Origin of the sequence: Pseudomonas sp. XWY-1 (assembly GCF_002953115.1) — a bacterium.
In the GTDB taxonomy this organism is placed as follows: Bacteria; Pseudomonadota; Gammaproteobacteria; order Pseudomonadales; family Pseudomonadaceae; genus Aquipseudomonas; species Aquipseudomonas alloputida.
On record NZ_CP026332.1, the window covers coordinates 1,748,877 to 1,774,464 of the forward strand.

At 64.4% G+C, this 25,588-nt stretch carries 11 protein-coding genes; 6 read left to right on the forward strand and 5 right to left on the reverse strand.

The genetic code is table 11. The features are described from left to right. Nucleotides 1-93 precede the first annotated feature (93 nt). Complete coding sequence (locus PRJ_RS08490; RefSeq protein ID WP_104961089.1) at nt 94-13,074, forward strand: non-ribosomal peptide synthetase; 12,981 nt, start codon at nt 94-96, stop codon at nt 13,072-13,074. Between the two features lie 42 nt (nt 13,075-13,116). Here the strand turns inward: PRJ_RS08490 and PRJ_RS08495 are convergent, their stop codons facing one another. The 5 genes from PRJ_RS08495 to dsbD all read right to left on the reverse strand — a co-directional run bounded on the left by PRJ_RS08495 (nt 13,117) and on the right by dsbD (nt 18,695). Continuing rightward, nucleotides 13,117-13,818, reverse strand: coding sequence for an ATP-binding cassette domain-containing protein (locus tag PRJ_RS08495; protein WP_104961090.1), 702 nt, complete (start codon nt 13,816-13,818; stop codon nt 13,117-13,119). Then, nucleotides 13,818-14,555, reverse strand: coding sequence for a hypothetical protein (locus PRJ_RS08500; RefSeq protein WP_104961091.1), 738 nt, complete (start codon nt 14,553-14,555; stop codon nt 13,818-13,820). Before PRJ_RS08500 ends, PRJ_RS08495 begins: the two co-directional genes overlap by 1 nt. An 828-nt stretch (nt 14,556-15,383) precedes the next feature. Further along, a complete protein-coding gene (dsbG, locus tag PRJ_RS08510; RefSeq protein WP_104961093.1) occupies nt 15,384-16,142 on the reverse strand; it encodes a thiol:disulfide interchange protein DsbG in 759 nt (252 codons plus the stop codon). A 1-nt stretch (nt 16,143) separates the two neighbouring features. Continuing rightward, nucleotides 16,144-16,980 (reverse strand): TlpA disulfide reductase family protein, encoded by an 837-nt coding sequence (locus PRJ_RS08515; RefSeq protein ID WP_104961094.1) that lies wholly within the window; start codon nt 16,978-16,980, stop codon nt 16,144-16,146. Further along, nucleotides 16,980-18,695 carry a protein-disulfide reductase DsbD gene (gene dsbD, locus PRJ_RS08520; RefSeq protein ID WP_104961095.1) on the reverse strand — a complete coding sequence of 572 codons (1,716 nt, stop codon included), beginning with the start codon at nt 18,693-18,695 and terminating at the stop codon, nt 16,980-16,982. The genes PRJ_RS08515 and dsbD overlap by 1 nt, the downstream gene beginning before the upstream one ends. A 776-nt stretch (nt 18,696-19,471) precedes the next feature. On the opposite strand from dsbD, the gene PRJ_RS08535 reads away from it, so the two are divergent. Genes PRJ_RS08535 through PRJ_RS08555 form a run of 5 tightly spaced genes read left to right on the forward strand, consistent with a single transcriptional unit; the run spans nt 19,472 to nt 25,584 of the window. Next, the gene (locus tag PRJ_RS08535) at nt 19,472-22,303 is read left to right on the forward strand and encodes a xanthine dehydrogenase family protein molybdopterin-binding subunit (RefSeq protein ID WP_104961096.1); all 2,832 of its coding nucleotides are present in this window, start codon (nt 19,472-19,474) and stop codon (nt 22,301-22,303) included. Beyond that, nucleotides 22,296-22,832 carry a (2Fe-2S)-binding protein gene (locus PRJ_RS08540; RefSeq protein ID WP_003254265.1) on the forward strand — a complete coding sequence of 179 codons (537 nt, stop codon included), beginning with the start codon at nt 22,296-22,298 and terminating at the stop codon, nt 22,830-22,832. The genes PRJ_RS08535 and PRJ_RS08540 overlap by 8 nt, the downstream gene beginning before the upstream one ends. Before the next feature lie 2 nt (nt 22,833-22,834). Then, nucleotides 22,835-24,046 carry a cytochrome c gene (locus PRJ_RS08545; RefSeq protein ID WP_003254263.1) on the forward strand — a complete coding sequence of 404 codons (1,212 nt, stop codon included), beginning with the start codon at nt 22,835-22,837 and terminating at the stop codon, nt 24,044-24,046. A 3-nt stretch (nt 24,047-24,049) separates the two neighbouring features. Then, nucleotides 24,050-25,021 carry an XdhC family protein gene (locus PRJ_RS08550; protein WP_104961097.1) on the forward strand — a complete coding sequence of 324 codons (972 nt, stop codon included), beginning with the start codon at nt 24,050-24,052 and terminating at the stop codon, nt 25,019-25,021. Then, nucleotides 25,018-25,584, forward strand: a complete 567-nt coding sequence (locus PRJ_RS08555) for an NTP transferase domain-containing protein (RefSeq protein WP_104961098.1) — start codon at nt 25,018-25,020, stop codon at nt 25,582-25,584. The genes PRJ_RS08550 and PRJ_RS08555 overlap by 4 nt, the downstream gene beginning before the upstream one ends. Nucleotides 25,585-25,588 lie beyond the last annotated feature (4 nt).

A 25,588-nucleotide genomic window follows, 5' to 3' on the forward strand; every position in this document is an offset into this window, starting at 1 on the left:
CGTTCCCCTGTGTACATCCCCGGTCGAATACGTTGCCCGCCCACGTTAGCGGAGCAGCTGTCAGACCTAACCAGACACTGGCAGGAACACCCAATGACGGACGCCTTCGAACTCCCGCTCTCGCTGGTCCAGGCCCTGGCGCAACGCGCCGCGCAGACCCCGGACAGGATTGCCCTGCGCTTTCTCGCCGACACGCCCGGTGAGCAGGCCGTGCTCAGCTACCGGGACCTCGACCAGCGTGCACGCACCATCGCCGCCGCCTTGCAGGCGCGCGCCAGCTTCGGTGACCGTGCCGTGCTGTTGTTCCCCAGCGGGCCAGATTACGTGGCGGCGTTCTTCGGCTGCCTGTATGCCGGGGTCATCGCGGTGCCGGCCTACCCGCCGGAGTCGGCGCGCCAGCACCACCAGGAGCGTTTGCTGTCGATCATCGATGACGCCGAGCCGTGCCTGCTGCTGACCGTGGCGGCGCTGCACGACAGCCTGCAGGGCCTGGAAGCCCTGGCGGCGGACAATGCCCCCCAACTGCTGGCAGTGGATGGCTTGGACCCGGCCCTGGCTGCGAACTGGCGTGAACCCGCGCTCAAGGGCGATGACATCGCCTTTCTGCAGTACACCTCCGGTTCCACCGCGCTGCCCAAGGGCGTGCAGGTCAGCCATGGCAACCTGGTGGCCAACGAGCAGCTGATCCGCCAAGGCTTTGGCATCGACCTCAACCCCGACGATGTGATCGTCAGCTGGCTACCGCTGTACCATGACATGGGCCTGATCGGCGGCCTGCTGCAGCCGATCTTCAGTGGCGTGCCTTGCGTGCTGATGTCGCCGGGGTACTTCCTGGCCCGGCCGTTGCGCTGGTTGCAGGCCATCAGCGAATACGGTGGCACCATCAGCGGCGGGCCCGACTTCGCTTATCGCCTGTGCAGCGAGCGGGTCAGTGAGGCTTCGCTGGCCGGGCTCGACCTGAGCCGCTGGCGCGTGGCCTATTCCGGCTCCGAGCCGATCCGCCAGGACAGCCTGGCCACCTTCGCCGACAAGTTCCAGGCCTGTGGCTTCGACCCGCAGAGCTTCTTCGCCAGTTATGGCCTGGCCGAAGCCACCCTGTTCGTCAGCGGCAGCCGTCGTGGCCAGGGTATCGCCGCGCTTGAGCTGGATGCCAAAGCCTTCGCCGCCAACCGCGCCGAACCCGGCACTGGCAGCGTGCTGATGAGTTGCGGCTTCCCGCAGCCGGGGCACGCGGTACGCATCGTCGAGCCGCAACAGTTGCAAGTGCTGGGCGACAACCAGGTGGGGGAAATCTGGGCAGGCGGCCCGAGCATCGCCCGGGGCTACTGGCGCAACCCAGAAGCCAGCGCTCGAACCTTCGTCGAAATGGACGGCCAGACCTGGCTGCGTACCGGCGACCTGGGCTTCATGCGTGACGGCGAGGTATTCGTCACCGGGCGTCTGAAGGACATGCTGATCGTGCGTGGGCAAAACCTGTACCCACAAGACCTGGAGAAAACCCTCGAGCGCGAAGTTCAGGTGCTGCGCAAAGGCCGGGTGGCGGTGTTCGCCGTCGAGCACCAAGGCGAGGAGGGCATCGGTGTCGCGGTGGAGATCAGCCGCAACGTGCAAAAGGCACTCAAGCCCCAGGACCTGATCAAGACTCTGCGCCAGGTCGTCGCCGACACCTGCCGACAGGCCCCGGCCGTGGTCCTGCTGCTGAACCCCGGCGCGCTGCCGAAGACCTCCAGCGGCAAGTTGCAGCGCTCTGCCTGCCGGCTGCGCATGGACGATGGCAGCCTGGACTGCTATGCCCGTTTCCCTGAGGTGAGCGAAGCCGGTACCCGTGCATCCGCTGGCGACGAGCTGCAAGCACGCATCGCCGCTGTGTGGCGCGACATCCTCAAGGTAGAGGCGGTGGCCGCGAACGACCACTTCCTGCTGCTGGGCGGTAACTCCATCGCCGCCACCCAGGCCACAGCGCGCCTGGCCGATGAGTTGGGTATCGACCTGAGCCTGCGTACCCTGTTCGAGGCGCCGGTACTGGCCGACTACAGCAAGGCCGTGGCACAGATCATCGCCGATGGCGCCGATGGCGCCGCTGGCGCCGCTGGCACCGCTGGCACCGCAGCCATCACCACGCTGGAGCGCGCCCAGGCGTTGCCCCAGTCGCTGGCGCAAAACCGCTTGTGGCTGCTTTGGCAGCTGGAACCGCAATCAGCGGCCTACAACATTCCCGCCGGCTTGCACCTGCGTGGCGAGCTGGATGTCAACGCTCTGCAAGTGGCCTTCCAGGCACTGGTGGCGCGCCATGAATCGCTGCGTACCGTGTTCAGCGAAGAGAATGGCCAGGCGCTGCAGCGTATCCTGCCTCAACAGCCGTTCAGCCTGCACCGCCTGGACCTTGAAGGGCACTCGCCCGAGCAGGTTGCCGCGCAGCGTGAAACCGAGGCCCGCCAGCCGTTCGACCTCACCCAGGGCCCGCTGCTGCGGGTAACCCTGGTGCGCCTGGGCGACGAAGAGCATCAGCTGTGGGTGACCCTGCACCACATCGTTGCTGACGGCTGGTCGCTGAACATCCTGCTCGAAGAATTCGCCAAGCTGTATGCCGCTCGCTGCCAAGGCCTGGAGGCCAACCTGGCGCCGTTGCCCCTGGGTTACGCCGACTACGGCAGCTGGCAGCGGCAATGGCTGGCTGACGGTGAAGCCGAACGCCAGTTGCAGTACTGGAAGGCACACCTTGGTGGTGAGCTGCCGGCGCTCGACCTGTGCACTGACCACCCGCGCGCCAGCCAGCGCGAGCACAGCGCTGCGCGCTTCAACCTCAAGGTGCCGGCCAGGCTTGGCGAAGCGCTCAAGAGCCTTGCCCACCAGCAGCAGGCCAGCCTGTTCATGGTCCTGCTGGCAGGTTGGCAGGCGCTGCTGCAGCGCTACAGCGGCCAGGCCGATATCCGCGTCGGCGTGCCCAACGCCAACCGCCCGCGCCTGGAAACCCAAGGCATGGTCGGTTTCTTCATCAATACGCAGGTGCTGCGAGCGCAATTCGATGGCCGTCACTCGTTTACCCAGTTGCTGACCCAGGTACGACAGGCCACGTTGCAAGCCCAGGCTAATCAGGACCTGCCCTTCGAACAGCTTGTCGAAGCCCTGCCCGATGCGCGCGAACAGGGCCTGTTCCAGGTCATGTTCAACCACCAGCAACGCGACCTGTCAGCCCTGCGGCGTCTGCCGGGGCTGTTGGCCGAAGAGCTGGCGTGGCACAGCCGCGAAGCCAAGTTCGACTTGCAGTTGCACAGTGAGGAGGACCATCTGGGCCGCCTGAGCCTGGCCTTCGACTACGCCACGGAGCTGTTCGAAGCCAGCACCGTCGAACGTCTGGCCCATCACCTGCTGGCGCTGCTGGAACAGGTGTGTGCCGCGCCGCAGCAGGCGCTGGGCGACGTGCAACTGCTGGATGAGCCCGGCCGTGCGCAGCTGCTGGGTTGGGGCCAGGCACCGGCCGCCGCAGCGCAGCACCTGTTGGTCGAACAACTCAATGAGCAGGCACGCCTGACGCCGCAGCGCACCGCCCTGGTTTGGGACGGGGGCAGCCTGGATTACGCCGGGCTGCACCAGCAAGCCAACCGCCTGGCCCACTACCTGCGTGACAAAGGCGTCGGCCCCGATACCTGTGTGGCCATTGCCATCGAGCGCTCACCGCAATTGCTGGTCGGCCTGCTAGCCATTCTCAAGGCCGGCGGTGCCTACGTGCCGCTGGATGTCGATTACCCTGCCGAACGCCTGGCCTACATGCTGGCCGACTGCGACGCCCGTTTGCTACTGAGCCACAGCAGCCTGCTGGGCAAGCTGCCGCAGGTCGACGGTGTCAGCGCCATTGCCCTCGACCAGTTGCACCTGGACAGCTGGCCCAGCCATGCCCCCGGCCTGCACCTGCACGGCGACAACCTGGCCTACGTTATCTATACCTCCGGCTCCACCGGGCAGCCCAAGGGCGTAGGCAATACCCATGCGGCGTTGGCCGAGCGCCTGCAGTGGATGCAGACGACCTATGCGCTGAATGACAGCGACGTGCTGATGCAGAAAGCGCCGATCAGTTTCGACGTCTCGGTGTGGGAATGCTTCTGGCCGCTGGTCACCGGCTGCAAGCTGGTGCTCGCCGGCCCTGGTGAACACCGCGACCCGCAGCGTATCGCTGCCCTGGTGCAGGCTTATGGGGTGACTACGCTGCACTTTGTACCGCCGCTGTTGCAGGTGTTCGTCCAGGAGCCGCAGGCGGGGGCCTGCAGTAGCTTGCGCCGGGTGTTCTCGGGTGGCGAAGCGTTGTCCGCCACGCTGCGTGACCGCGTGCTGCAGGTGCTGCCGCAGGTGCAGCTGCACAACCGGTACGGCCCGACCGAAACCGCCATCAACGTCACCCACTGGCACTGTCAGGTGGTGGACGGCGAGCGCTCGCCCATCGGCCGCCCGCTGGGCAATGTGCTGTGCCGCGTGCTGGACGATGAGCTGGAACTGAGCGCCCCCGGTGTGCCGGGCGAACTGTACCTCGGTGGCGCGGGCCTGGCCCGTGGTTACCTGGGCCGCCCCGGCCTCACTGCCGAGCGCTTCGTACCCCAGGCCGACGGCAATGGTCAGCGTCTGTACCGCAGTGGCGATCGCGCCCGCTGGCAGGTTCAGCTGGAGGCCCTGGAATACCTTGGCCGCCTCGACCAGCAGGTCAAGGTGCGCGGTTTCCGCGTCGAGCCCGAGGAAGTGCAGGCCTGCCTGCTGGCACAGGCAGGTGTGGAACAGGCGCTGGTGCTGATCCACAAGGACGCCGTTGGCGCGCAACTGGTCGGCTATTACAGTGGCAGCGCCCAGCCTGCCGAGGTGCTGGCCGTACTGGCTGAGCAATTGCCAGCCTACATGGTGCCGGCGCAACTCATCCCTTTGGCACAGATGCCACTGGGCCCCAGCGGCAAGGTCGACCGCAAGGCACTGCCTGCTCCAGTGTGGCAGCAGCGTGAGCATGTCGAGCCACGAACCGAGCTGCAACAACAGGTCGCGGCCATCTGGCGCGACGTGTTGAATCTGCCGCGCATTGGCTTGCAGGACGACTTCTTCGCCCTTGGTGGCCACTCGTTGCTGGCTACCCAGATCGTTTCGCGCACCCGCCAGGCCTGCGATGTCGAGCTGCCGCTCAAGGCCCTGTTCGAAGCCAGCGAGCTGGGCGCCTTCTGTGCCGAGATCGCCCGCCTGCGCGCGGCCGGCGAGCGCAACCTGCAAGGTGCAATCGCCCGTGTCGACAGCCGTCAGGCGGTGCCGCTGTCGTACTCGCAGCAGCGCATGTGGTTCCTCTGGCAGATGGAGCCGGACAGCCCGGCGTACAACGTCGGCGGCATGGCACGCCTGCGCGGCACCCTGCACGTGGACGCCTTCGAGCGTGCGCTGCAGGCGCTGATCGTGCGTCACGAAACCTTGCGCACCACGTTCCCCAGCATCGACGGCGTGCCGTACCAGTGCGTGGCCGAAGACAGCGGCCTGCATCTGGACTGGCAAGACTTCAGCGCTTTGTCAGACGATGCCCGCCAGCAACGTTTGCAACAACTGGCCGACGACCAGGCGCACCAGCCCTTCGACCTGGAGCGGGGGCCGCTGCTGCGCGCCTGCCTGGTCAAGGCCAACGAGCGCGAGCACTTCTTTGTGCTGACGCTGCACCACATCGTCACCGAAGGCTGGGCCATGGACATCTTCGCCCGCGAGCTGGGCGAGCTGTACGAAGCCTTTGTCGATGACCGCGAGTCGCCACTGGCGCCGCTGCCGGTGCAGTACCTGGACTACAGCGTGTGGCAACGGCAATGGCTGGAAAGCGGCGAGGGCGCTCGACAACTGGCCTACTGGAAGCACCGCCTGGGCGACGAGCACCCGGTGCTGGCGTTGCCTGCCGACCGCCCGCGTCCGGCAGTCCAGAGTCACCGTGGCGAGCTGTACCGCTTCGAACTCGATCCGGCACTGGTGGCCCGTGTGCATGCTTTCAATAGCCAGCGCGGCCTGACCCTGTTCATGACCATGACCGCCACCCTGGCCGCCTTGCTGCATCGCTACAGTGGCCAGCGCGACCTGCGTATCGGCGCGCCGGTGGCCAACCGCATCCGCCCGGAAAGCGAAGGCCTGATCGGCGCTTTCCTCAACACCCAGGTGCTGCGCTGCGAGCTGGACGGCCAGATGACCGCCAGCGCGCTGCTGGAGCAGGTTCGCCAGGCTGCCATCGAAGGCCAGTCGCACCAGGACCTGCCGTTCGACCAACTGGTAGAGGCCCTGCAGCCCCCACGCAGCAGTGCCTACAACCCGCTGTTCCAGGTGATGTGCAACGTGCAGCGCTGGGCCTTCCAGCAAAGCCGCACGCTGGCCGGCATGCAGGTGGACTACCTGGTCAACGATGCCAGCGCCACCAAGTTCGACCTGTACCTGGAGGTGACCGACCTGGACGGCCGGCTGGGCTGCTGCCTGACCTACAGCCGCGACCTGTTCGACGCGCCGCGTATCGCGCGCATGGCCGAGCATTGGCAACAACTGCTGGTCGGTTTGCTCGACAACCCGCAACACCGCCTGTGCGAACTGCCAATGCTGAGCAGTGCCGAGCAACAAGTGCTTACAGGCCAATTGCAGGGCGAACACGATTTCGACCTTGGCCAGACCCTCCACGGTCTGTTCGCTGCCCAGGCCGCGCGCACGCCACAGGCTGGCGCGCTGACCTTCGCCGGCCAGCACTTGACCTACGCCGAGCTCGACCAGCAGGCCAACCGCCTGGCGCGTGCCCTGCGCGAACGGGGTGTCGGCCCGCAGGTGCGCGTGGGCCTGGCGCTGGAGCGCTCGCTGGAAATGGTCGTCGGCCTGCTGGCCATCCTCAAGGCCGGCGGCGCCTATGTACCGCTCGACCCCGAGTACCCGCTCGACCGCCTGCGCTACATGATCGAAGACAGCCGCATCGGCTTGCTGCTCAGCCAGCGTGCGCTGCTGCACACCCTGGGCGAGCTGCCTGAAGGCGTGGCCAGCTGGAGCCTGGAAGACGATGCCGCCAGCCTGGCGGCCTACAGCGATGCGCCGCTGGACAACCTCAGCCTGCCGCAGCACCAGGCTTACCTGATCTACACCTCAGGCTCCACTGGCAAACCCAAGGGCGTGGTGGTCAGCCATGGGGAGTTCGCCATGCACTGCCAGGCGGTGATCGCCGCATTTGGCATGCGCAGCGATGATTGCGAGCTGCATTTCTATTCGATCAACTTCGACGCTGCCAGCGAGCGACTGTGGGTGCCGCTGTTGTGTGGTGCGCGTGTGGTATTGCGCGCCCAGGGGCAGTGGGGCGCCGAGGACATCTGCCAGTTGGTGCGCGAACAGCAGGTGAGCATTCTGGGCTTTACCCCCAGCTACGGCAGCCAGCTGGCGCAGTACCTGGGCGCGCGGGGCGAACAATTGCCGGTACGCCTGGTGATTACCGGGGGCGAGGCGCTGACCGGCGAGCACCTGCAGCGTATCCGCCAGGCCTTTGCGCCGCAGCAGTGCTTCAATGCCTACGGCCCGACCGAAACCGTGGTCATGCCGCTGGCGTGCCTGGCGCCAGACGCGTTGCCAGCAGACCTTGGCAGCGTACCGATCGGCCGCGTCATCGGTAGCCGTACGGCCTACATCCTCGACGAGGATCTGGCCTTGTTGCCGCAAGGCGGCATTGGCGAACTGTATGTCGGCGGCGCCGGCGTGGCCCAGGGTTACCACGACCGGCCAGGCCTCACTGCCGAGCGCTTTGTCGCCGACCCGTTCAGTGCCGAAGGCGGGCGCCTGTACCGTACCGGCGACCTGGTACGCCTGGGTACCGATGGCCTGGTGGAGTATGTCGGCCGTGCCGACCAGCAGGTGAAGATCCGCGGCTTCCGCATCGAACTGGGCGAAATCGAGAGCCGCCTGCAAGCGCACGAGGAAGTCGACGAGGCCGTCGTGCTGGCGCTGGACTTGCCGGGCGGCAAGCAGTTGGTGGGCTATCTGGTGTGCAGGCAGGCCACCGCCGGTAGCGACGCGCAACAACTGCTGCGCGAAGCGGTGAAAGCCGATGCCCGCCAGCACCTGCCCGACTACATGGTGCCTGCGCACCTGGTGCTGCTCGACAGCCTGCCGCTGATGGGCAACGGCAAGCTCGACCGCCGTGCGCTGCCGCTGCCGGACCTTGAGCAGGCGCGGCAGCAATACCAGGCCCCTGGCAATGAGGTGGAAGCACAGTTGGCGCAGATCTGGCGCGATGTGCTCAACGTTGCCCGGGTCGGCGTGCAGGACAACTTCTTCGAGCTGGGGGGCGACTCGATCCTGTCGATTCAGGTGGTCAGCCGCGCCCGGCAGGCCGGCTTGCAATTCACCCCACGCGACCTGTTCCAGCATCAGACCATCCAGACCCTGGCAACTGTGGTTCAGCTCAGCGAAGCCGCGAGCACCGTCGAGCAAGGCCTGCGCCAGGGCCAGGCCGGGCTGACGCCGATCCAGCACTGGTTCTTCGACAGTGACCTGCCACAGCCGCAACACTGGAACCAGGCTGTGCTGCTGGAGGTGCGCCAACCCTTGGTTGAGGCCACCCTTGAACAGGCATTGGCTGCGCTGGTGCAGCACCATGACAGCCTGCGCCTGCGCTTCAGCGACGCCCAGGGCCGCTGGCAGGCCCAGTACGTGCAGCCTGGCGCCGAGCAACTGCTGTGGAGCGCCACTGTCGCCGATTTCAATGATTGTCAGGCACTCTACACCGACGTGCAGCGCAGCCTGGACCTGCAACAGGGGCCGCTGCTGCGCGCCTTGCTGGTGCGTGACGGGCAGGGCACCCAGCGGTTGCTGCTGGCGATTCATCACCTGGTGGTTGATGGCGTGTCCTGGCGGGTGCTGCTGGAAGACCTGCAGGCGCTGTACCGTGGCCAGCCTCTGCCGGCCAAGACCCACGCCGTCGGCGACTGGGCCGCGCGCCTGGCCAGCTACGCCGGCAGCGATTCGCTGCGTGACGAACTGGCCTGGTGGCAAGGCCAGCTGGGCGGTGTGCGTCGCGAATTGCCGTGCGACCATCCGCAGGGTGGCAATTTGCATCGCCACGCTCAAACCCTGGCCATCGGCCTGGACGTGGAGCAAACCCGGCAGCTGTTGCAACTGGCCCCGGCGGCTTACCACACCCAGGTCAACGACCTGCTGTTGACTGCACTGGCGCGGGCCTTGTGCCGCTGGTGCGGCGATGAAGAAGTGCTGGTGCAGCTCGAAGGCCATGGCCGTGACGGGCTGTTCGAAGACATGGACCTGACCCGCAGCGTCGGCTGGTTCACCAATGCCTACCCACTGAGCCTGCGTCCGCTGCCAGGTGAAGACGACGCGGCGCGGGCCGGTTCGATCAAGCGCATCAAGGAACAACTGCGCCATGTGCCGCACAAGGGCCTGGGCTACGGCGTACTGCGTTACCTGGCGGATGCCGCCGGGCGCGAACAGATGGCGGCCTTGCCGCAGGCGCGCATCACCTTCAACTACCTGGGCCAGTTCGACCAGCAGTTCGACAGTAAAGCCCTGTTCCAGCCCCTGGAGGCACCGGCCGGGTTGGCGCATGACCTCGATGCGCCGTTGCCCAACTGGTTGAGCGTCGATGGCCAGGTGTATGGCGGTGCTCTGCAATTGCGCTGGACCTTCAGCGCCGAGCGCTACGACCAGCAGACCATCGCGGGTCTGGCTGAGGCCTATCGTCAGGAGCTGCTGGCGCTGGTCGCGCATTGCCTGGCCGATGGCAATGGCAGCTTCACCCCATCAGACTTCCCGCTGGCGCACCTGACTCAGGAGCAGATCGACGCATTGCCGGTCCCGGCCGCGCAGATCGAGGACGTTTACCCGCTGACGCCGATGCAGGAAGGCATGCTGCTGCACACCCTGCTGGAGCCGGGCACTGGCCTGTACTACATGCAGGACCGCTACCGTATCAACAGCGCCCTCGACCCTGAGCGTTTCGCCCAGGCCTGGCAGGCGGTGGTGGCGCGCCACGAAGCGTTGCGCGCCTCGTTCAGCTGGAACAGCGGCGAGGCGATGCTGCAGATCATCCACAAGCCGGGCAACCTGGCGGTGGACTACCAGGACTGGCGCGGCCTTGCTGAGGATACCCAGGAGCAGCGCCTGCAGGCCCTGCACAAGCAGGAGCGCGAGGCCGGCTTTGCCTTGCTCAGCGAGGCACCGTTCCACCTGCGCCTGGTGCGCGTGGCCGATGAACGCTACTGGTTCATGATGAGCAACCACCACATCCTTATCGATGCCTGGTGCCGCTCGCTGTTGATGAACGATTTCTTCGAGGTCTACCAGGCCCTTGGCGAAGGCCGTCAGGCCCAACTGCCGGTGCCACCGCGTTACCGCGATTACATCGGTTGGCTGCAACGCCAGGGCCTGGACGACGCACGTGCCTGGTGGCAGGCCAACCTGGCCGGCTTCGAACGTGCCACAGCCATCCCTAGCGACCGCCCGCTGCGCCATGACCACGCCGGTAGCGGCATGGTCGTCGGCGATTGTTATACCCGCCTTGAGGTGAATGATGGCGTGCGTCTGCGCGAACTGGCCCAGGCCCATCAACTCACCGTCAACACTTTCGCCCAGGCGGCCTGGGCCCTGGTGTTGGCGCGTTACAGCGGCGACCGCGATGTGGCCTTTGGCGTGACCGTGGCCGGGCGCCCGGTGAGCATGCCGCAGATGCAGCGCACCGTCGGCCTGTTCATCAACAGCGTGGCCCTGCGCGTGCAGTTGCCCGCGGCGGGTGAGCGCTGCAGCGTACGCCAGTGGCTGCAGGGCCTGCTGCAAAGCAACATGGAACTGCGCGAGTACGAATACCTGCCGCTGGTGGCGATCCAGGCGTGCAGCGAGCTGCCCAAGGGCCAGCCGCTGTTCGACAGCCTGTTCGTGTTCGAGAATGCGCCGGTTGAAACCGCCGTGCTCGATCACGCCCAGCACCTGAACGCCAGCTCCGACTCGGGCCGTACCCACACCAACTTCCCGCTGACGGCGGTGTGCTACCCGGGTGATGACCTGGGCCTGCACCTGTCGTTCGACCAGCGCTACTTCGACTACCCGACCGTCGAGCGCCTGCTGGCCGAATTCAAGCGCCTGCTGCTGGCGCTGGTACAAGGTTTTGAAGGAGAGGTGAGCGAGCTACCGCTGCTGAGCGCCCAGGAGCAAGGCTTCCTGCTGGAGGACTGCAACCGGACCGAGCGGGTTTATCCGCTGGAACAGAGCTACATCGCGCAGTTCGAAGCGCAGGTCGTGGCGCATCCGCAGCGTACCGTGGCCCGCTGCCTGGAGGCCTCCTATGATTACGCCGGGCTGAACCTGGCGGCCAACCGCCTGGGCCATGCGCTGGTGGCTGCCGGGGTCTGCGTGGACCAGCCAGTGGCACTGCTTGCCGAGCGTGGGTTGCCGCTGCTGGGCATGATCGTCGGCAGCTTCAAGGCCGGCGCCGGCTACCTGCCGCTGGACCCGGGCCTGCCGGCGGCGCGCCTGCAAAGCATCATCCAGCTCAGCCGCACGCCAGTGTTGGTGTGCAGCGCGTCCTGCGCCGAGCAGGGGCGGCAGTTGCTCGGTGAGCTGGAGACTGCGCTGCGGCCGCAACTGCTGGTCTGGGAAGACGTCCAGGCCAACCCGATCGCAAGCCACAACCCGGGTATCCACAGTGGCCCGGACAACCTCGCCTACGTGATCTACACCTCAGGCTCGACCGGCCTGCCGAAAGGGGTGATGGTCGAGCAGCGCGGCATGCTCAACAACCAGCTGAGCAAGGTGCCTTACCTGGCGCTGAGCGAGCAGGACGTGATTGCCCAGACCGCTTCGCAAAGCTTCGACATCTCGGTCTGGCAGTTCCTGGCTGCGCCGCTGTTCGGCGCCAAGGTAGAGATCGTGCCTAACGCTATCGCCCATGACCCGCAGGGCCTGCTGGCGCACGTGCAGGCCACCGGCATCACCGTGCTGGAGAGCGTGCCGTCCCTGATCCAGGGCATGCTGGCCAGCGACCACCAGGCCCTCGACGGCCTGCGCTGGATGCTGCCGACCGGCGAGGCCATGCCACCGGAGCTGGCGGCGCAGTGGCTGCAGCGCTACCCGCAGATCGGCCTGGTCAATGCCTATGGGCCGGCGGAGTGCTCGGATGACGTGGCGTTCTTCCGCGTCGATGCCGCCTCGACCCAAGGCAGCTACCTGCCAATCGGCACGCCAACCGACAACAACCGCCTGTACCTGTTCGGCGAGGACCAGGCGCTGGTGCCGCTGGGTGCGGTGGGCGAGCTGTGCGTGGCTGGTACGGGTGTAGGCCGTGGCTACGTCGGTGACCCGGTGCGCACGGCGCTGGCATTCATCCCTCACCCTTACGGGGCGCCGGGCGAACGCCTGTACCGCACTGGCGACCTGGCGCGGAAACGCCCGGACGGTGTGCTGGAGTACGTCGGGCGCATCGACCATCAGGTGAAGATTCGCGGCTATCGCATCGAGCTGGGAGAAATCGAGGCCCGGCTGCATGAGCAGGCGGAAATTCGCGATGCCGCCGTGGCGGTGCAGGAGGGCGTGAACGGCAAGCATCTGGTTGGCTACCTGGTGGCGCACCAGGGCGTCAGTGCCGATGCCGTGTTGCTGGAGCAGGTCAAGCAACGTCTGCGTGCCGAGTTGCCGGAGTACATGGTGCCGTTGCACTGGGGCTGGTTCGACAGCTTGCCGCACAACGCCAACGGCAAGCTCGACCGCAAGGCCCTGCCAGCCATCGACATCGGCGGCCAGTACAGTCAGGCCTATCAGGCGCCGCGCAACGAGTTGGAGGACGTGTTGGCGGGTATTTGGGCCGATGTGCTCAAAGCCGAGCGGGTGGGGGTGCACGACAACTTCTTCGAGCTGGGCGGGCATTCGCTGCTGGCCACGCAGATCGCTTCGCGGGTGCAGAAGCAGCTACAGCTGAACGTGCCGCTGCGGGCGATGTTCGAGTGCAGCACGGTGGAGGCGTTGGCCGAGTATGTTCAGGGGCTGCAGGGCAGTGCGCTGGATGATGACAAGGTCGACCGGCTCAGTGACCTGATGGCGGAACTGGAGGGGCTGTGATGGGCAGGGGCGCTTGGCGCCCCCTCTCAATGGCCACGGTACCTAGACCAAAGCATTGATAAAGGCTTCATCCAGCGATTTGGCACGGTGGCGTTCCATGAACTGTCCACCACTGTCAAACGCTTCCAGTCGTTTGTTTGCGAGCATATAAAAGCGCTGGCAGTTTTTCGTGATTTCCTCTGTGTAATGAGAAGATATCAGCACGCTCGCACCTTCCGCGCACGCGCTTTTTATACCGAGCCATATATAATGTCGAAATTCAGGGTCTACGCCAGCCGTTGGCTCGTCAAGAATGATCAAGTCACTGTTTAAAAGCAGCAAGGTCAGCGTGAAGTAGCTGCGAATTTCACCGTAGCTGCAATTGGCGGCTTTTTTCTTGGCGATTTCTGCATATCGCTTGGACAGTGATGGGGACCATTTGGCTAGTTTCGAGAGAATCTCTGTGTGATCTGGGGAAGCGTTGGGGGTCAGGCTGGTGATAAGCTTGCCCGCTTCGTTCATACGCAGTAATGGGGGCGGTGTAAGGATTTGGGTCAAATAGGCCTGACGCCTGGATAAATTGGAAATAGCACCCTTTGTCGGCTTCTTTATTTTACAGATGAGGTCGAAAAGGGTTGTCTTTCCGGCTCCGTTGTTGCCCAGAATACCGACCAGTTCCCCCGCTTTTATAGTGAGTTCAATGTCGTTCAGCAGCGGGTTTCCGGTGTATCCGAAGTGAAGGTTGTTTATAGTTAAAATGTCCATCAGTATCGGCTCCATATGGGTTGAATTCTGAAATACCTTCCAGTCAGGTATGTCGAGGCTGCAGAGGCCGAAAGTGCAATCAGAAAACTGTTGAGAAGGGGCATTTCGCCATGGAAGATCTGCGCGCTTAAAAAGAGCGGGTTGATCAGCGTTAGCGCCTGCGAAGCATCGTGCCCCATTGTGGCGCCGTTGTATCCGGAGACCAGCATGAGAAATGACATGAGTGAGAAAAGTGTGCTGGCTGTGCTGAATTTTATCGGCAGCGCAGCGATCCCCAGGCCGATACAGGTGAACATGAGGTAGCTGGTGTAAAAGCATGCCATCAGATAGAGGTATTCAGGAAGTGAGTAGTGACCTCGTAAGGGTTTGGTCAAGAGGTAGAATAGTGTGGCGTAAAGCGAGCTCAATAAAAAATAACTGAGTGTGTGGGCCGTCAGGAATAGCTTGATTGCACCGTGTTGGTAGATGAAGGACCGCGTGAAGCCACTTTCCCTCCTGCCGATGAGGTAGAAGCTGAATCCAAAGAACGCGAGGGTGGCAGAGATGTATGAGTAGAACCAGGCGGCTGAAGCGGTATAGGTCGAGGCTGCATGTGTTGGCTGGGTGATGATGAAGAGTATGCAAGGGGCCAGCGCTGACCAAAGAAGCGATGTGGGCTCCCTCAAGTGCTCAGTGGTCAAGATTTTTGTGATGCTCGTGATTTTTTGTGCGCTGCGGATACAGTGGTTTGGATTCATGAGTAGACCAATTTGGTGTCATTGTTGCGGTGTTATTTGATTTCGCAGTGAGGGTCGAAGCCAATGCCATGAGGGTAATGCCAAATTGATTTTTCATGAGTGTCTCCTGGTTTTTGGTGTGGTCTGAAATGTATGGGTATGGAGGTTTAGGCGTTCGGTTGTTTCAAGTCAATCTTTCGGTGGGGATGGCGTGGCTGGACGTGATATTGGAGTGTTCGGTTTAAAGCTATTTTTGTGGGAAAATTCTTCAGAAGGGTCTTGCTTAAATCTGATAATGTTTTTTGGGGTTTATTTTTTCTTCTAATTGTGTAAGAAATTTCTGTTTTTGATGCTCGAACGCTCTGTTGTGAATGTCCGAATGTTCTTTATTGTGCGTGTGTGTAGGATTTGAATAAGGGAAGCAAGCAAACGATGTTTAACGACAGGGCGTGTCGAATAATTGTTTCTAGATATGTTGAGTGGCAGATTTAAATCTGCGCGGGGTAGATTTGCCCGGTCGGGAGATTTAATGCTTGCGAAAGAACGGCCTGCGTCCAATCACCAATGTGTGTCCACTCCCGATCAGCGTAGGAGCGGGTTTACCCGCGAATACAGTGGCGGCGGCAACGGTGAACGGCTGGTGGAAATTGGCCAGCAGGTCCGGCCCTTTCGCGGGTAAACCCGCTCCTACGGCCGACCGCGCAGGCCTTGCGATCACGGGCCTGGCGCAAAACCCAGCCGTTAGCGCGAGCCCCGTAGGAGCGGGTTCACCCGCGAACACCGGCGTAGCCGGTGCCATGTCCCGCGTCACCTGCTTCGCGGCGCTCGATCTGTGCCCCACCACATGCACTAACGCTTGCCCAGAATCTTCCCAAGCATCTCCGGCCGTGGTGCCCCTTGCTGGCTTTGCAGGTTGCCTTGCTCATCCTGATAGAAAATGGCCGGAGTCGCCTGCAACCCCATCTCTTCCATCAACGCCATGTTCGCCGCCAGCTTCTGTTGCACAGCCTCTGGCACCTGCTCGAGTGCCTTCAGCGTGCTGGCCTTGCCGGCCTTTTCATGCTGCTGCAGGGCCTTGGCCGGATCTTTCGCTGCCAGCAGCGCCGCCGACTTGCCCGGGCTGTCCTCGCGGATGATGCCGACCATGATATGGCGCAACTGCACCTTGCCCGACTCTACCCACGGCCGCGCCTGTTCCCAGAACATGTTGCAGTAGGGGCAGTTCGGGTCGCTGAACAGGTACACCTTGCGCGGCGCATCGGCCTTGCCGTCGGCGATCCACGCGGTTTTTTCCATTTTCGCCCAGATTTCCTTGCTCATCGGCGCGTATACCAGCTTTTGCAGCGGCTCGGCGCTCAGGTCTTTGCCCTGTTCGTCGAACAGGCTGCCGACCAGTACATGCTTGCCGTCAGGGGTCAGGTACAGGGCCAGGGCGTTGTTCTGGTACTCGGCGGCATAACCGCGCAGGCCGTTGGGCGCATCGAAGCTGCCCTTGATCACGGCGCCCTTGGCTTGGAGCTGCTGAACAGCTTTGGGCAGTTCTTCGGCCTGCAGGGCAGGGGAGGCCAGCAGGGCCAGGGACAGGGGCAGCAGTGCAGTCAATCGCATGTCAGTTTCCTTGTGCGGCAGGGGCGGGCGCAATGGCCCGGTCGAAAGGTTCCAGAGCGTGGCGCAGGCTGGCCCGGGACAGTTCGCCCAGGTGGCTGCCGACCAGCCGCCCGTTGGCGTCGTAGAACAGGGTGGTGGGCAAGGCCATGGAGCCGACGCGCTGGGCCAGCAGGCCGGTGCCGTCGAACAGCACGTGGGTCAGGCTCAGGCCGGTGGTGGCGAGGAAGGTGCTGACGTTTTCCGGGGTTTCGCCCTGGTTGACGAACAGGAAGGTCACGTGCGGGTAAGCGCTTTGCGCCTGTTGCAGCACTGGCATCTCACGCCGACACGGCGGGCACCAGGTGGCCCAGATGTTGATGACCAGCGGCTTGCCGCGGTAGCTGTGCAATGCCACGGCCTGGCCGCCGGCGTTGCGCAGGCTCAGTTCGGGCAGTTCGGTGCCTTTGCTGTACAGGTGGCCGCCGAGGCTGGCCAGGCCCCAGAACAGTGCGCCGCTGAACAGCGCCCAGCCTAGCGGGCGGCGCAGACCGGGGTGGCGCCAGCCCTGCCACAGGGCTCCGAGCACGATGCCGGCAAGGCCCGACCAGAACAGGAAGCCGCCGTCACGGATGTCGATGATTTGCAGCGGGTCGTCCCGGTACATCGGCCAGTAGGCCAGTACGAAGCCGGCGCGGGCACACAGCAGGCCGATCAGGAACAGGTTGAACAGCGCCGATTCCGGGCTCTCGCCGCCACGTCGGGCGACCCACCAGCCGACCACGCTGGCGATCACCAGGGCGGTGAGCATCAGCAGGTGGTTGAGGGCCATGGTCAGTGGCCCGAGTGTTACGGTCAGCATCAGCCTTGGCTCCTGGTCTGGACCCAGTGTTGCTGGAACGCTGCTGCGTCCACCTCACCGGTGATGCGCCGCGCGCGGCGTTCTTCGCCTTCCGGGCCGATCCAGATGATGCTGGGCGGGCCGGGTACTTGGTAGCGCTGCAGCAGGGCTTTGCTGGCCGGGCTGTCGGCGGTCACGTCCAGGCGCAGCAGGTGCACGCCGGCCAGGCCGGTCTGCACGTCGCTGCGGGCGAACACCTGTTTTTCCATGACTTTGCACGACACGCACCAGTCGGCATAGTAGTCGAGCATCACCCACTGGCCGCGGGCTTTGGCCGCGTCCAGCTCACGTTGCAGGTCCTCGGGGCGGCTGACGGTGACGAAGCTGTCCTCGGCATGCTGGCCAGCGGCCGCTGTGCTGCCACCCCCGGCGAACGGGCGTAGTGGCTGCCAGAGGTCGTCGCCGCCTGCTGCCGCACCGACCAGCAACAGGCCGCCCCACAGGGCGCCGAGTAACGGCACTGCACGCAACGCCGGCAGCCGCTGCAGGGCTGGCCAGGCAGCCCAGGCCAAGGCGATCAGCCAGGCGCCGCTCAGTGCCAGCAGCAAGGTAGCAGGCAGCAGGCTGCGCACGGTGTACAGCGCCATGGCCAGGAACACGAAACCGAACACACCCTTGACCCGGTTCATCCACGCACCCGGGCGCGGCAGATAACGGTTGCCCAGGGTTACCAGCAACAGCAGCGGCACGCCCATGCCCAGGCCGAGGCTGAACAGCACCAGCGCGCCTTGCAGCACGTCACCGCTCTGCGCGATGTACAGCAGCGCACCGGCCAACGGCGCAGTCATGCACGGGCCGAGCAACAGGCCGGACAATGCCCCGAGCAGTGCCGCGCCATACAGGTTGCCGCCACGGGTACCTTGCCCGGCGCGGTCCAGGCGGTCGCGCAGGGCGGCAGGCAGTTGCAGTTCGAAGACGCCGAACATCGGCAGTGCCAGCAGCACGAACAGCCCTGCCAGGCTGCCCAGCAGCCAGGGTTGCTGCAGCCAGGCCTGCAGGCTGGCACCCAGCAGGGCAGCAACCACCCCGAGCCCGGCGTACACCAGGGCCATGCTCAGCACATAGACCCCGGCCAGCAGCCAGCCGCGCCGGGCACTGGCGCCATTGCCCAGCACCAGCCCGGCAAGGATCGGCAGCATCGGCAGCGAGCAGGGGGTGAAGGCCAGCAGCAGCCCAAGGCCGAAGAACGCCAGCAGGCTCCATGCCAGGTGGCCTTGCTGAAGGCCGCTGGCCAGGGCCTGGTCGCTGGCTTGCTCGGCGGTGGGCGTTACGCTGCCACCCAAGTCGATCGAGGTGGTTTGCGGCGGGTAGCATAGGCCGGCATCGGCACAGCCCTGCCAGCCCAGGCGCAACTGACCCTGGGCGTTGGCAGGCAATAGCAGTTCAAGCTGGTCGCGGTACACCGCGCTGTCGCCGAAGAACTCGTCGTGATGGTTGAGTGCCGGTGGCAGTTGCGGGTGTTGCTCGGTGGGCAGGCCATCGAACTTCAGGCGCTTCTGGTACAGGTAGTAGCCCGGCTTGATCTGGAAGTACAGGCGCATCTGGCCGTCGGCCTGGCGGTCGTGGGTGAGCACGAAGGCTTGGTCAACCGGCAGGAAGTCTGGTTTCACATCGAACGGGTTGGCTTGCAACGGGCCGGCCAGTAGGAGTGTGAGGAAGAGCAGGAGAACGCGCATGTCTTCGCCTTGGCAGATCTGGGAATGGGGCCATGCTGGCTGGGGTTGATTAAATGAAGGTTAACGCGGGTGTTGGGGTTGGGGGTGAGTCAGGAGTAGTAAGAGTTTGTTCTGGGTTTGCAGGGTCTTCGTTGTTGGATTTTCGAGGGGGCGGCGTTGGAATTTTGAGGGGACGGCGTTGGGATTTTGAGATGTTTGCCGATTCATTTTCAGCGCCTGTGAGATCGAGCGCCGCCCGCGCGGCGCTTCGCGGGTAAACCCGCTCCTACGTTTGTTTCGGGCCAGTCCCTCCTGCACCAGTCGCGCGCGACCGCCTTGTTTGTACGACGCGATATCGAGACATGCGCCAAGGCGGTCGCGCGCAAATCCCACAGGAATAATTGGCCCGAAACAAACGTAGGAGCGGGTTTACCCGCGAAGCGCCGCGCGGGCGGCGCTCGATCTCACAGGCGCTGAAAATCTCCCGGCGAACACTACCAGGCGCTGAAAATCTCCCGGCAAACACCTACCAGGCGCTGAAAATCTCCCGGCGAACACCTACCAGGCGCTGAAATTCTCCCAGCGAACACCTACCAGGCGCTGAAAATCTCCCGCCAAACACCTACCCGCCAAAGCGCGAATTCCGCCCCTTGCCCTATACACACCGCGACACATTGTCGGCTTGACTTTGCCTCTACCCACCCAATTGCTGTAAAGTTGACGCCAAGGTCAGCTTTTCTCAAGCCAGGCCAAGAATCAAAAGAAAGGGCAGGCCCCAACTGCCCAGAGGATCAAGCATGTCCAACCGTGATATTTCCCGGCGCGCCTTCCTGCAAGGCGGCCTGATCGCTGGTGTCGGCGTGACCATGGCGCCACTTGGCAGCCAGGCCTTCGCCGCGTTGATGGAGGAGCGCGTCACCACCTCGCCACAGAAGTGGATGAACCACGACGGCAAGGCGCGTTTCCGTAACGATGCCTTGTCCAAGGTCTGCGGCGACAAAGTGTTCGCCCGCGACATCCGCGCCAAGGACATGCCCGGCTGGCCCGCGCAGCAAGGTCATGCGCTGCTGCTCAAGGCGACCAAGGTCGACCGGATTTATGCCGGCCATGACCTCAGCCTGCTCGGCACCGACCTGCAGCCGGACCGCATCGTCACCGCCGCCGACCTCGAGCAGGACGGCATTGCCTGGCCCGAGGCCCATTCGCCCGACCCGCTGCTGCCGCCCGGCAAGGTGCCGATGTTCATCGGCCACCCGGTGGCGATCCTGATCTGGCATGACTTCGAGCGCTTCCGCCAGGCCAAGCGCAAGCTGCAGTTCAATCAGCAGGCGATCCGTTACGGTGCCCAGGCGCCGCTGTACCAGCGCGACCCTTATGGCAGCTTCCGCTTCGTGCGGGTGGGTGGCGCCACGCCGTTCGACGACGATGAGTTCTCCAGCCTGAAGAACTCCATGCTGTTCCCCACCATTCTCAACCGCAAGCCGGTGTGGTCGAAGCAGCCCAACCAGCACGGCGACCTGACCGAGCAGGGGTTGTTCTACGCCAAGCGCATGGCCGAGCAGCTGGACAACCCGCCCGAGGACTGGCTGGTGTTCGACGAGCGCTACAAGACGCCATCCATCGAACCTGCCGCGCTGGAGCCGGATAACGGCAACGGCTGGTATGACCCGGCCACGGGCACGCTGCACTTCGTGGTCGCCACCCAGTGCCCGTTCGAAGTGGCGCAGGAATGCGTGCACATGATCAAACCGTCGCGCTTCGCCCTGAACACGCTGAACATGCACCCGGGCTATACCGTGGGCTATGGCTCAAAAGACAACAATATCTTCGTCTTCTATGCCGCGGTGGCTGCGCTGTACGGCGCCGGCGTGCCGATCCGCCTGGCCAACGACCGCTACGAGCAGTTCCAGAGCGGCATCAAGCGCCATGCCTTCGATATCCGCTACCAGTTGGCGGTGGACAAGAAGGACAACAGCTTCAAGATCTTCCGCGCCGACATGAGTTGCGACGGCGGCGGGCGCATCAACTACAGCCCGTCGGTGGCAGCCGTGGGCGCCACGGCAGCGCAGTCGATCTACTACATGCCACAGAACGACCTGTCGGTGACCGCCTACTATTCCCGTGGCGTCGAGGCCGGCTCCATGCGCGGTTACGGCACCCTGCAGAGCATGGCGGCCACTGAGATGATGGTGGATGAGATCGCCGGCCGCCTGGGGGTCGATGCCATCGACCTGCGCCGCGCCAACGCGCTGAAATCGGGCATGAAGAACACCCAGGGTGCGGTCCCGGCCGGCGCCCTGCGCCTGTACGAGATCCTCGACAAGGCCGCTGTGCACGAGTGGTGGCGCAACCGCGATGCACGCAAGCAACAGATGGACGCCAAGGACCCGGACCACTGGTACGGCGTCGGCTTCGCCATCTGCCAGAAGGACTTCGGCACAGGCTCCGAGGCGCCGATGGCCAGTGTCGAGTTCAGCGCCGATGGCCGCATCAGCCTGCGCCATATCGGCACCGAGCTGGGTACCGGCATGTCCACCTCCCAGGCTTTGGTGATCAGCGACTTCCTTGGCCGTTCGGCCGACGAGGTGAAGACCGCGGTCACCGAATGGCCGGAGCTGCAGCTGACCACCAGCGGCAACCCCTACCTGATCAGTCAGCCCGAACAGGACGCTGCGCTGCGCAATCCGCGCTGGGTCGGCAAGCTGGCGTCGCCGTCGTCGGCCACCAACTCGGCCTTCTACTTCAGCCATGCCACCCGCGAAGCGGCGCGTGTGCTGTTCAATCATGGGCTGTGGCCGGCGGCCAAGGCGATCTGGAGCCAAGGCCCGTACGGCGGCCAGGCCAACCCGCTGGTGGTGCGCCGTGAAAATGCGGTGTGGGTCAACGGTGAGCTGACCGGCAACGGCCTGGCGCCGATTCCGTTTGCCCAGCTGGCGCAGAAGGCCCACGACATGGGGCTAGTTACTGGCGTGAGCGTGCACGGCTTCAACCGCTGGAGCTGGGCCGAGGCCGACTTTGTCATCGATGGCGTGCGCGAGCGCTTCCCGCTCGATGCCATGGCGGTGAAATACGGCGATGGTGCGGTGAATGCCAAGAAGGCGCAGATGGGCAGCCATGGCTATCACCTGCTCGACCGGCAGAATGCGGCCTACCCCGACACCCAGCTGAACAACGCCATGGTCACCTACTACAGCCCGGTGGCGACCATCGTCGAGGTCAAGGTCAACAAAGGCACCTTGGAGACGCAGGTGCTCAACCACCACAGTTGGGTCGAGTGTGGCCGGGTGCTGGTGCCGGAACTGGTCAAGGGCCAGCTCGAAGGCGGTATCGCCATGGGCATTGGCCATGCACTGACCGAAGAAATGCCGTTGTACGAGGGTGGGCCCGGGGAGGGCGACTGGAACTTCAACCGCTACCGCCTGCCGCATGCGCGCGATGTGGCGGTGTGGCAGCAGACCAGCGAAATCCTCCCGCCGCTGTCACCGACCGACCCCTCCAAGGGCATCGCCGAAGTGGTGATGATCCCGGTCGTCGGTGCCATCGGCAATGCCGTCGCGCATGCCATCGGCAAGCGCGTGCGCGATCTCCCCATCACCCCTGCCCGTATCAAGGAGGCCCTCAATGGCTAACCGTCCACTGCAACTGACGCTCAACGGTCAACCGGTCGGGCCGGTCGAGGTCCCTGCGGACCTGGCGATGATCGACTACCTGCACGAACACCAGAACCTCACCGGCTCGCGCCTGGGTTGCGGCCAAGGCATCTGCCACGCCTGCGTGGTGATCGTCGACAACCCCGACGGCACCAGCGAAGAAGTGCGCACCTGCATCACCGGTGCGCATTACTTCGAAGGCAAGAAGGTTCGCACCATCGAAGGCCATGCCAAAAAAGACGAGGCAGGCAACCTGACGCTCAACCCGATCCAGCAGAAGTTCGTCGACCTGTTCGCCTTCCAGTGCAGCTACTGCGCACCAGGCTTCGTCAACGCCGCAACCGTGCTGGTGGAAACGGCCCAGCGCCAGCCGCTGAAGAAGAGCGAAGTGGAAGACCGCATCGAGGCCAGCCTCGGTCACCACATCTGCCGCTGCACAGGCTACGTGCGTTACTACGATGCCACCCGCAAGGTGCTCAACGATCTCGGCCTGGTCAAGGAGGGTTGAACATGGGCTTCGTACGTAGCGCCTCGGCGTTGGCCCTCGGGCTGGCTGTCAGCTCGTTTGCCTTGGCGGCCGACGATGCGCAGGTCAAGCGCGGTGAATACCTGGCCCGCGCGGCCGACTGCATGGCCTGCCATACCGCCGAAGGCGGCGCGCCGTATGCGGGCGGCCTGCCGATCCATTCGCCGTTCGGCACCATTTATGGCAGTAATATCACCCCGGACAAACAGTACGGCATCGGCAACTACAGCGCCGACGAGTTCTTCGCCGCAGTCACCGAGGGCAAGCGCAAGGATGGCGCCAACCTTTATCCTGCGATGCCTTACACCTCGTACCACCTGATCAAGCGTGAAGACTCGGACGCGATCCTCGCCTACCTGATGACCATACCGCCGATCAACCGCCCGGCACCGCAGACCGCGTTGCGCTTCCCGTTCAATGTGCGCATGGGGCTCAGCGGCTGGAACATGCTGTATGGCAAGAGCGTGCAACTGCAGCCGACCGAGGGTAAAAGCCCGGCCTGGCAGCGCGGCCAGTACATGGTCGAGGTCATGGGCCATTGTGGCGAATGCCATACCCCGCGCAACCCGATCGGTGCGCTGCAGCAGGACCAGCGCCTGAGCGGCGGCCTGCTGGGTGGCTACCTGGCGCCAAGCCTGCTGGCCCAGGACCTGGCCGAGCGCGGCTGGACCCAGCCGGACCTGACCACCTTCCTCAAGCACGGCATCAGCGCCCAAGGCAGCATGTTCAACGAGATGTTCCCGGTGGTGCACCACAGCACCCAGCACCTGGAAGATGCAGACCTTGCGGCCATGGCCACCTACCTGCTGGGTGACCAGCCGCCGCCGGCCAAGGCTATCGAGGCCGTTGCCCTGGAGCAGATGAGCGACAGTGCCAAGCGGGGCCACCAGCAGTACCTGAACGTCTGCGCCGGCTGCCATGGTGTCGACGGCGAGGGCAAGCCGCACATCGCCGTGGCCATGCGCGGCAACACCGTGCTGCGTCAGGCCGACTCGCGCAATCTGGTCAAGGTGGTCCTCGAGGGCATCCGTGAACAGCAGTTCACCGGCTTCGAGCGCATGCAGCCGATGCCGGGCTTTGCCGACAAGCTTGATGACCAACAGGTGACAGATATGGTCAACTACCTGCGCCAGGCCTGGGGTGGATTGCCCGGCGACCTGAACGTACAGCAGCTCGCCGAGCTGAAGGCGGAGTAAAGCGTGCAGCATCTCGATCTACAGGTGATCCGTCAGGCTTTGCAGTGGTCCTGCAACGGCCAGCGGGTATGGTTGTGCACGGTGCTCGCCACCTATGGCTCGGCGCCGCGTGCGCCGGGTTCGCTGCTGGCGGTGAACGCCAGCGGCCAGTGGCTCGGCTCGCTGTCCGGTGGCTGTGTCGAAGACGACTTTCTCGAACGCGTGGCCCTGGGGGAATTCCCGGAGCCGGTTGCCATCGTGCGTTATGGCGACGGCAGCGACCCGCGTTCGCGCGTTCGCCTGCCGTGTGGCGGTGTGCTTGAAGTACTGGTGGAGAACCTGCCGGTTGAATGCGAGGTGCAGGCGCATCTGCGTGAGCTGGAACGTGCGCTGCAGGGCCAGCGCCGGGTACTGCGTGAGGTGAGCCTGCCTATGGGTACCCGCCAGCTGTTCGATGACCATAGTCAGGGGCCACGGGTGGAACGGGAAAATGCCCGGGTGCGCTTGCGTGTCGGCGCCGCCCAGCGGCTGCTGCTGGCCGGTTATTCCAGCGTGGCGCATTTTTGCGTCGAATTCGGCAGGGGGCTGGGTTTTGAGGTCATCCTTTGCGAGCCGCGTGACGAAGTACTCGACGGCGTAGTGCTGAATGGCATAGAGGTGCGCCGCGAGCTGCCGTCGGAATTCATCGCCAATGGCGGTTGCCATGCCGACACGGCAGTAGTGGCATTGACCCATGATCCAAAAATCGATGACCTGGCCATGCTTGAAGCCGTGCGGACCGAAGCGTTCTACATCGGCGTGATGGGCTCCAAGACCACCTCCGACAAGCGTCGCGAACGCTTGCAGCGAATTGGTGGCCTGGGTTGCGACGAGCTGGCGCGCATCCATGCGCCGATTGGCCTGAACCTGGGCAGCAAGACCCCGGCCGAGATCGCCCTGGCGGTACTGGCCGATATCCTTCGTGTGCGCAATGGCATCGAGCGGGCGGCGCTGTGAGCGTGGTTGCGTTGGTATTGGCGGCAGGCAGCAGTGTGCGCTTCGGCTCCGACAAGCGCCGTTCACTGCTGGCTGACGGTCGAAGCTTGCTGGTGCACAGCGTAGAGAGCGCCTGCGCAGTGTTCGATGATGTGCGGGTGGTGTTGCGTGAAGGGGAGCGAGGTGTGGACCTGGGGTTGCCAGCGCGGTGCAGGGTGGTCTCCAGTCCGGATTTCACATTGGGCATGGGCCATAGCCTGGCGGCCGGGGCCGCTTCGCTGGCTGACAGCGAGGCGCAGGCAGTAGCGATTCTGTTGGGTGATATGCCCTGGGTGGCGTCCGCGACCCTGAATTTGCTTGCACGCGAGGCCAGTGGGTCAACGATAGTCCTGCCTTGTCATGCTGGACGACAGGGCCATCCGGTGCTGTTCGGGCGTGATTTCTGGCCGGCGCTTGCCCGGCTGAAGGGTGATGAAGGGGCGCGTTCGGTGCTGAAGGCCCATGCGGACCGTTGCGTCCGGCTGGATGTCGAGGATGCCGGCGTGCTGCAGGATGTCGATAGGCCGGACGCGGTGCGCCCTTGAATGC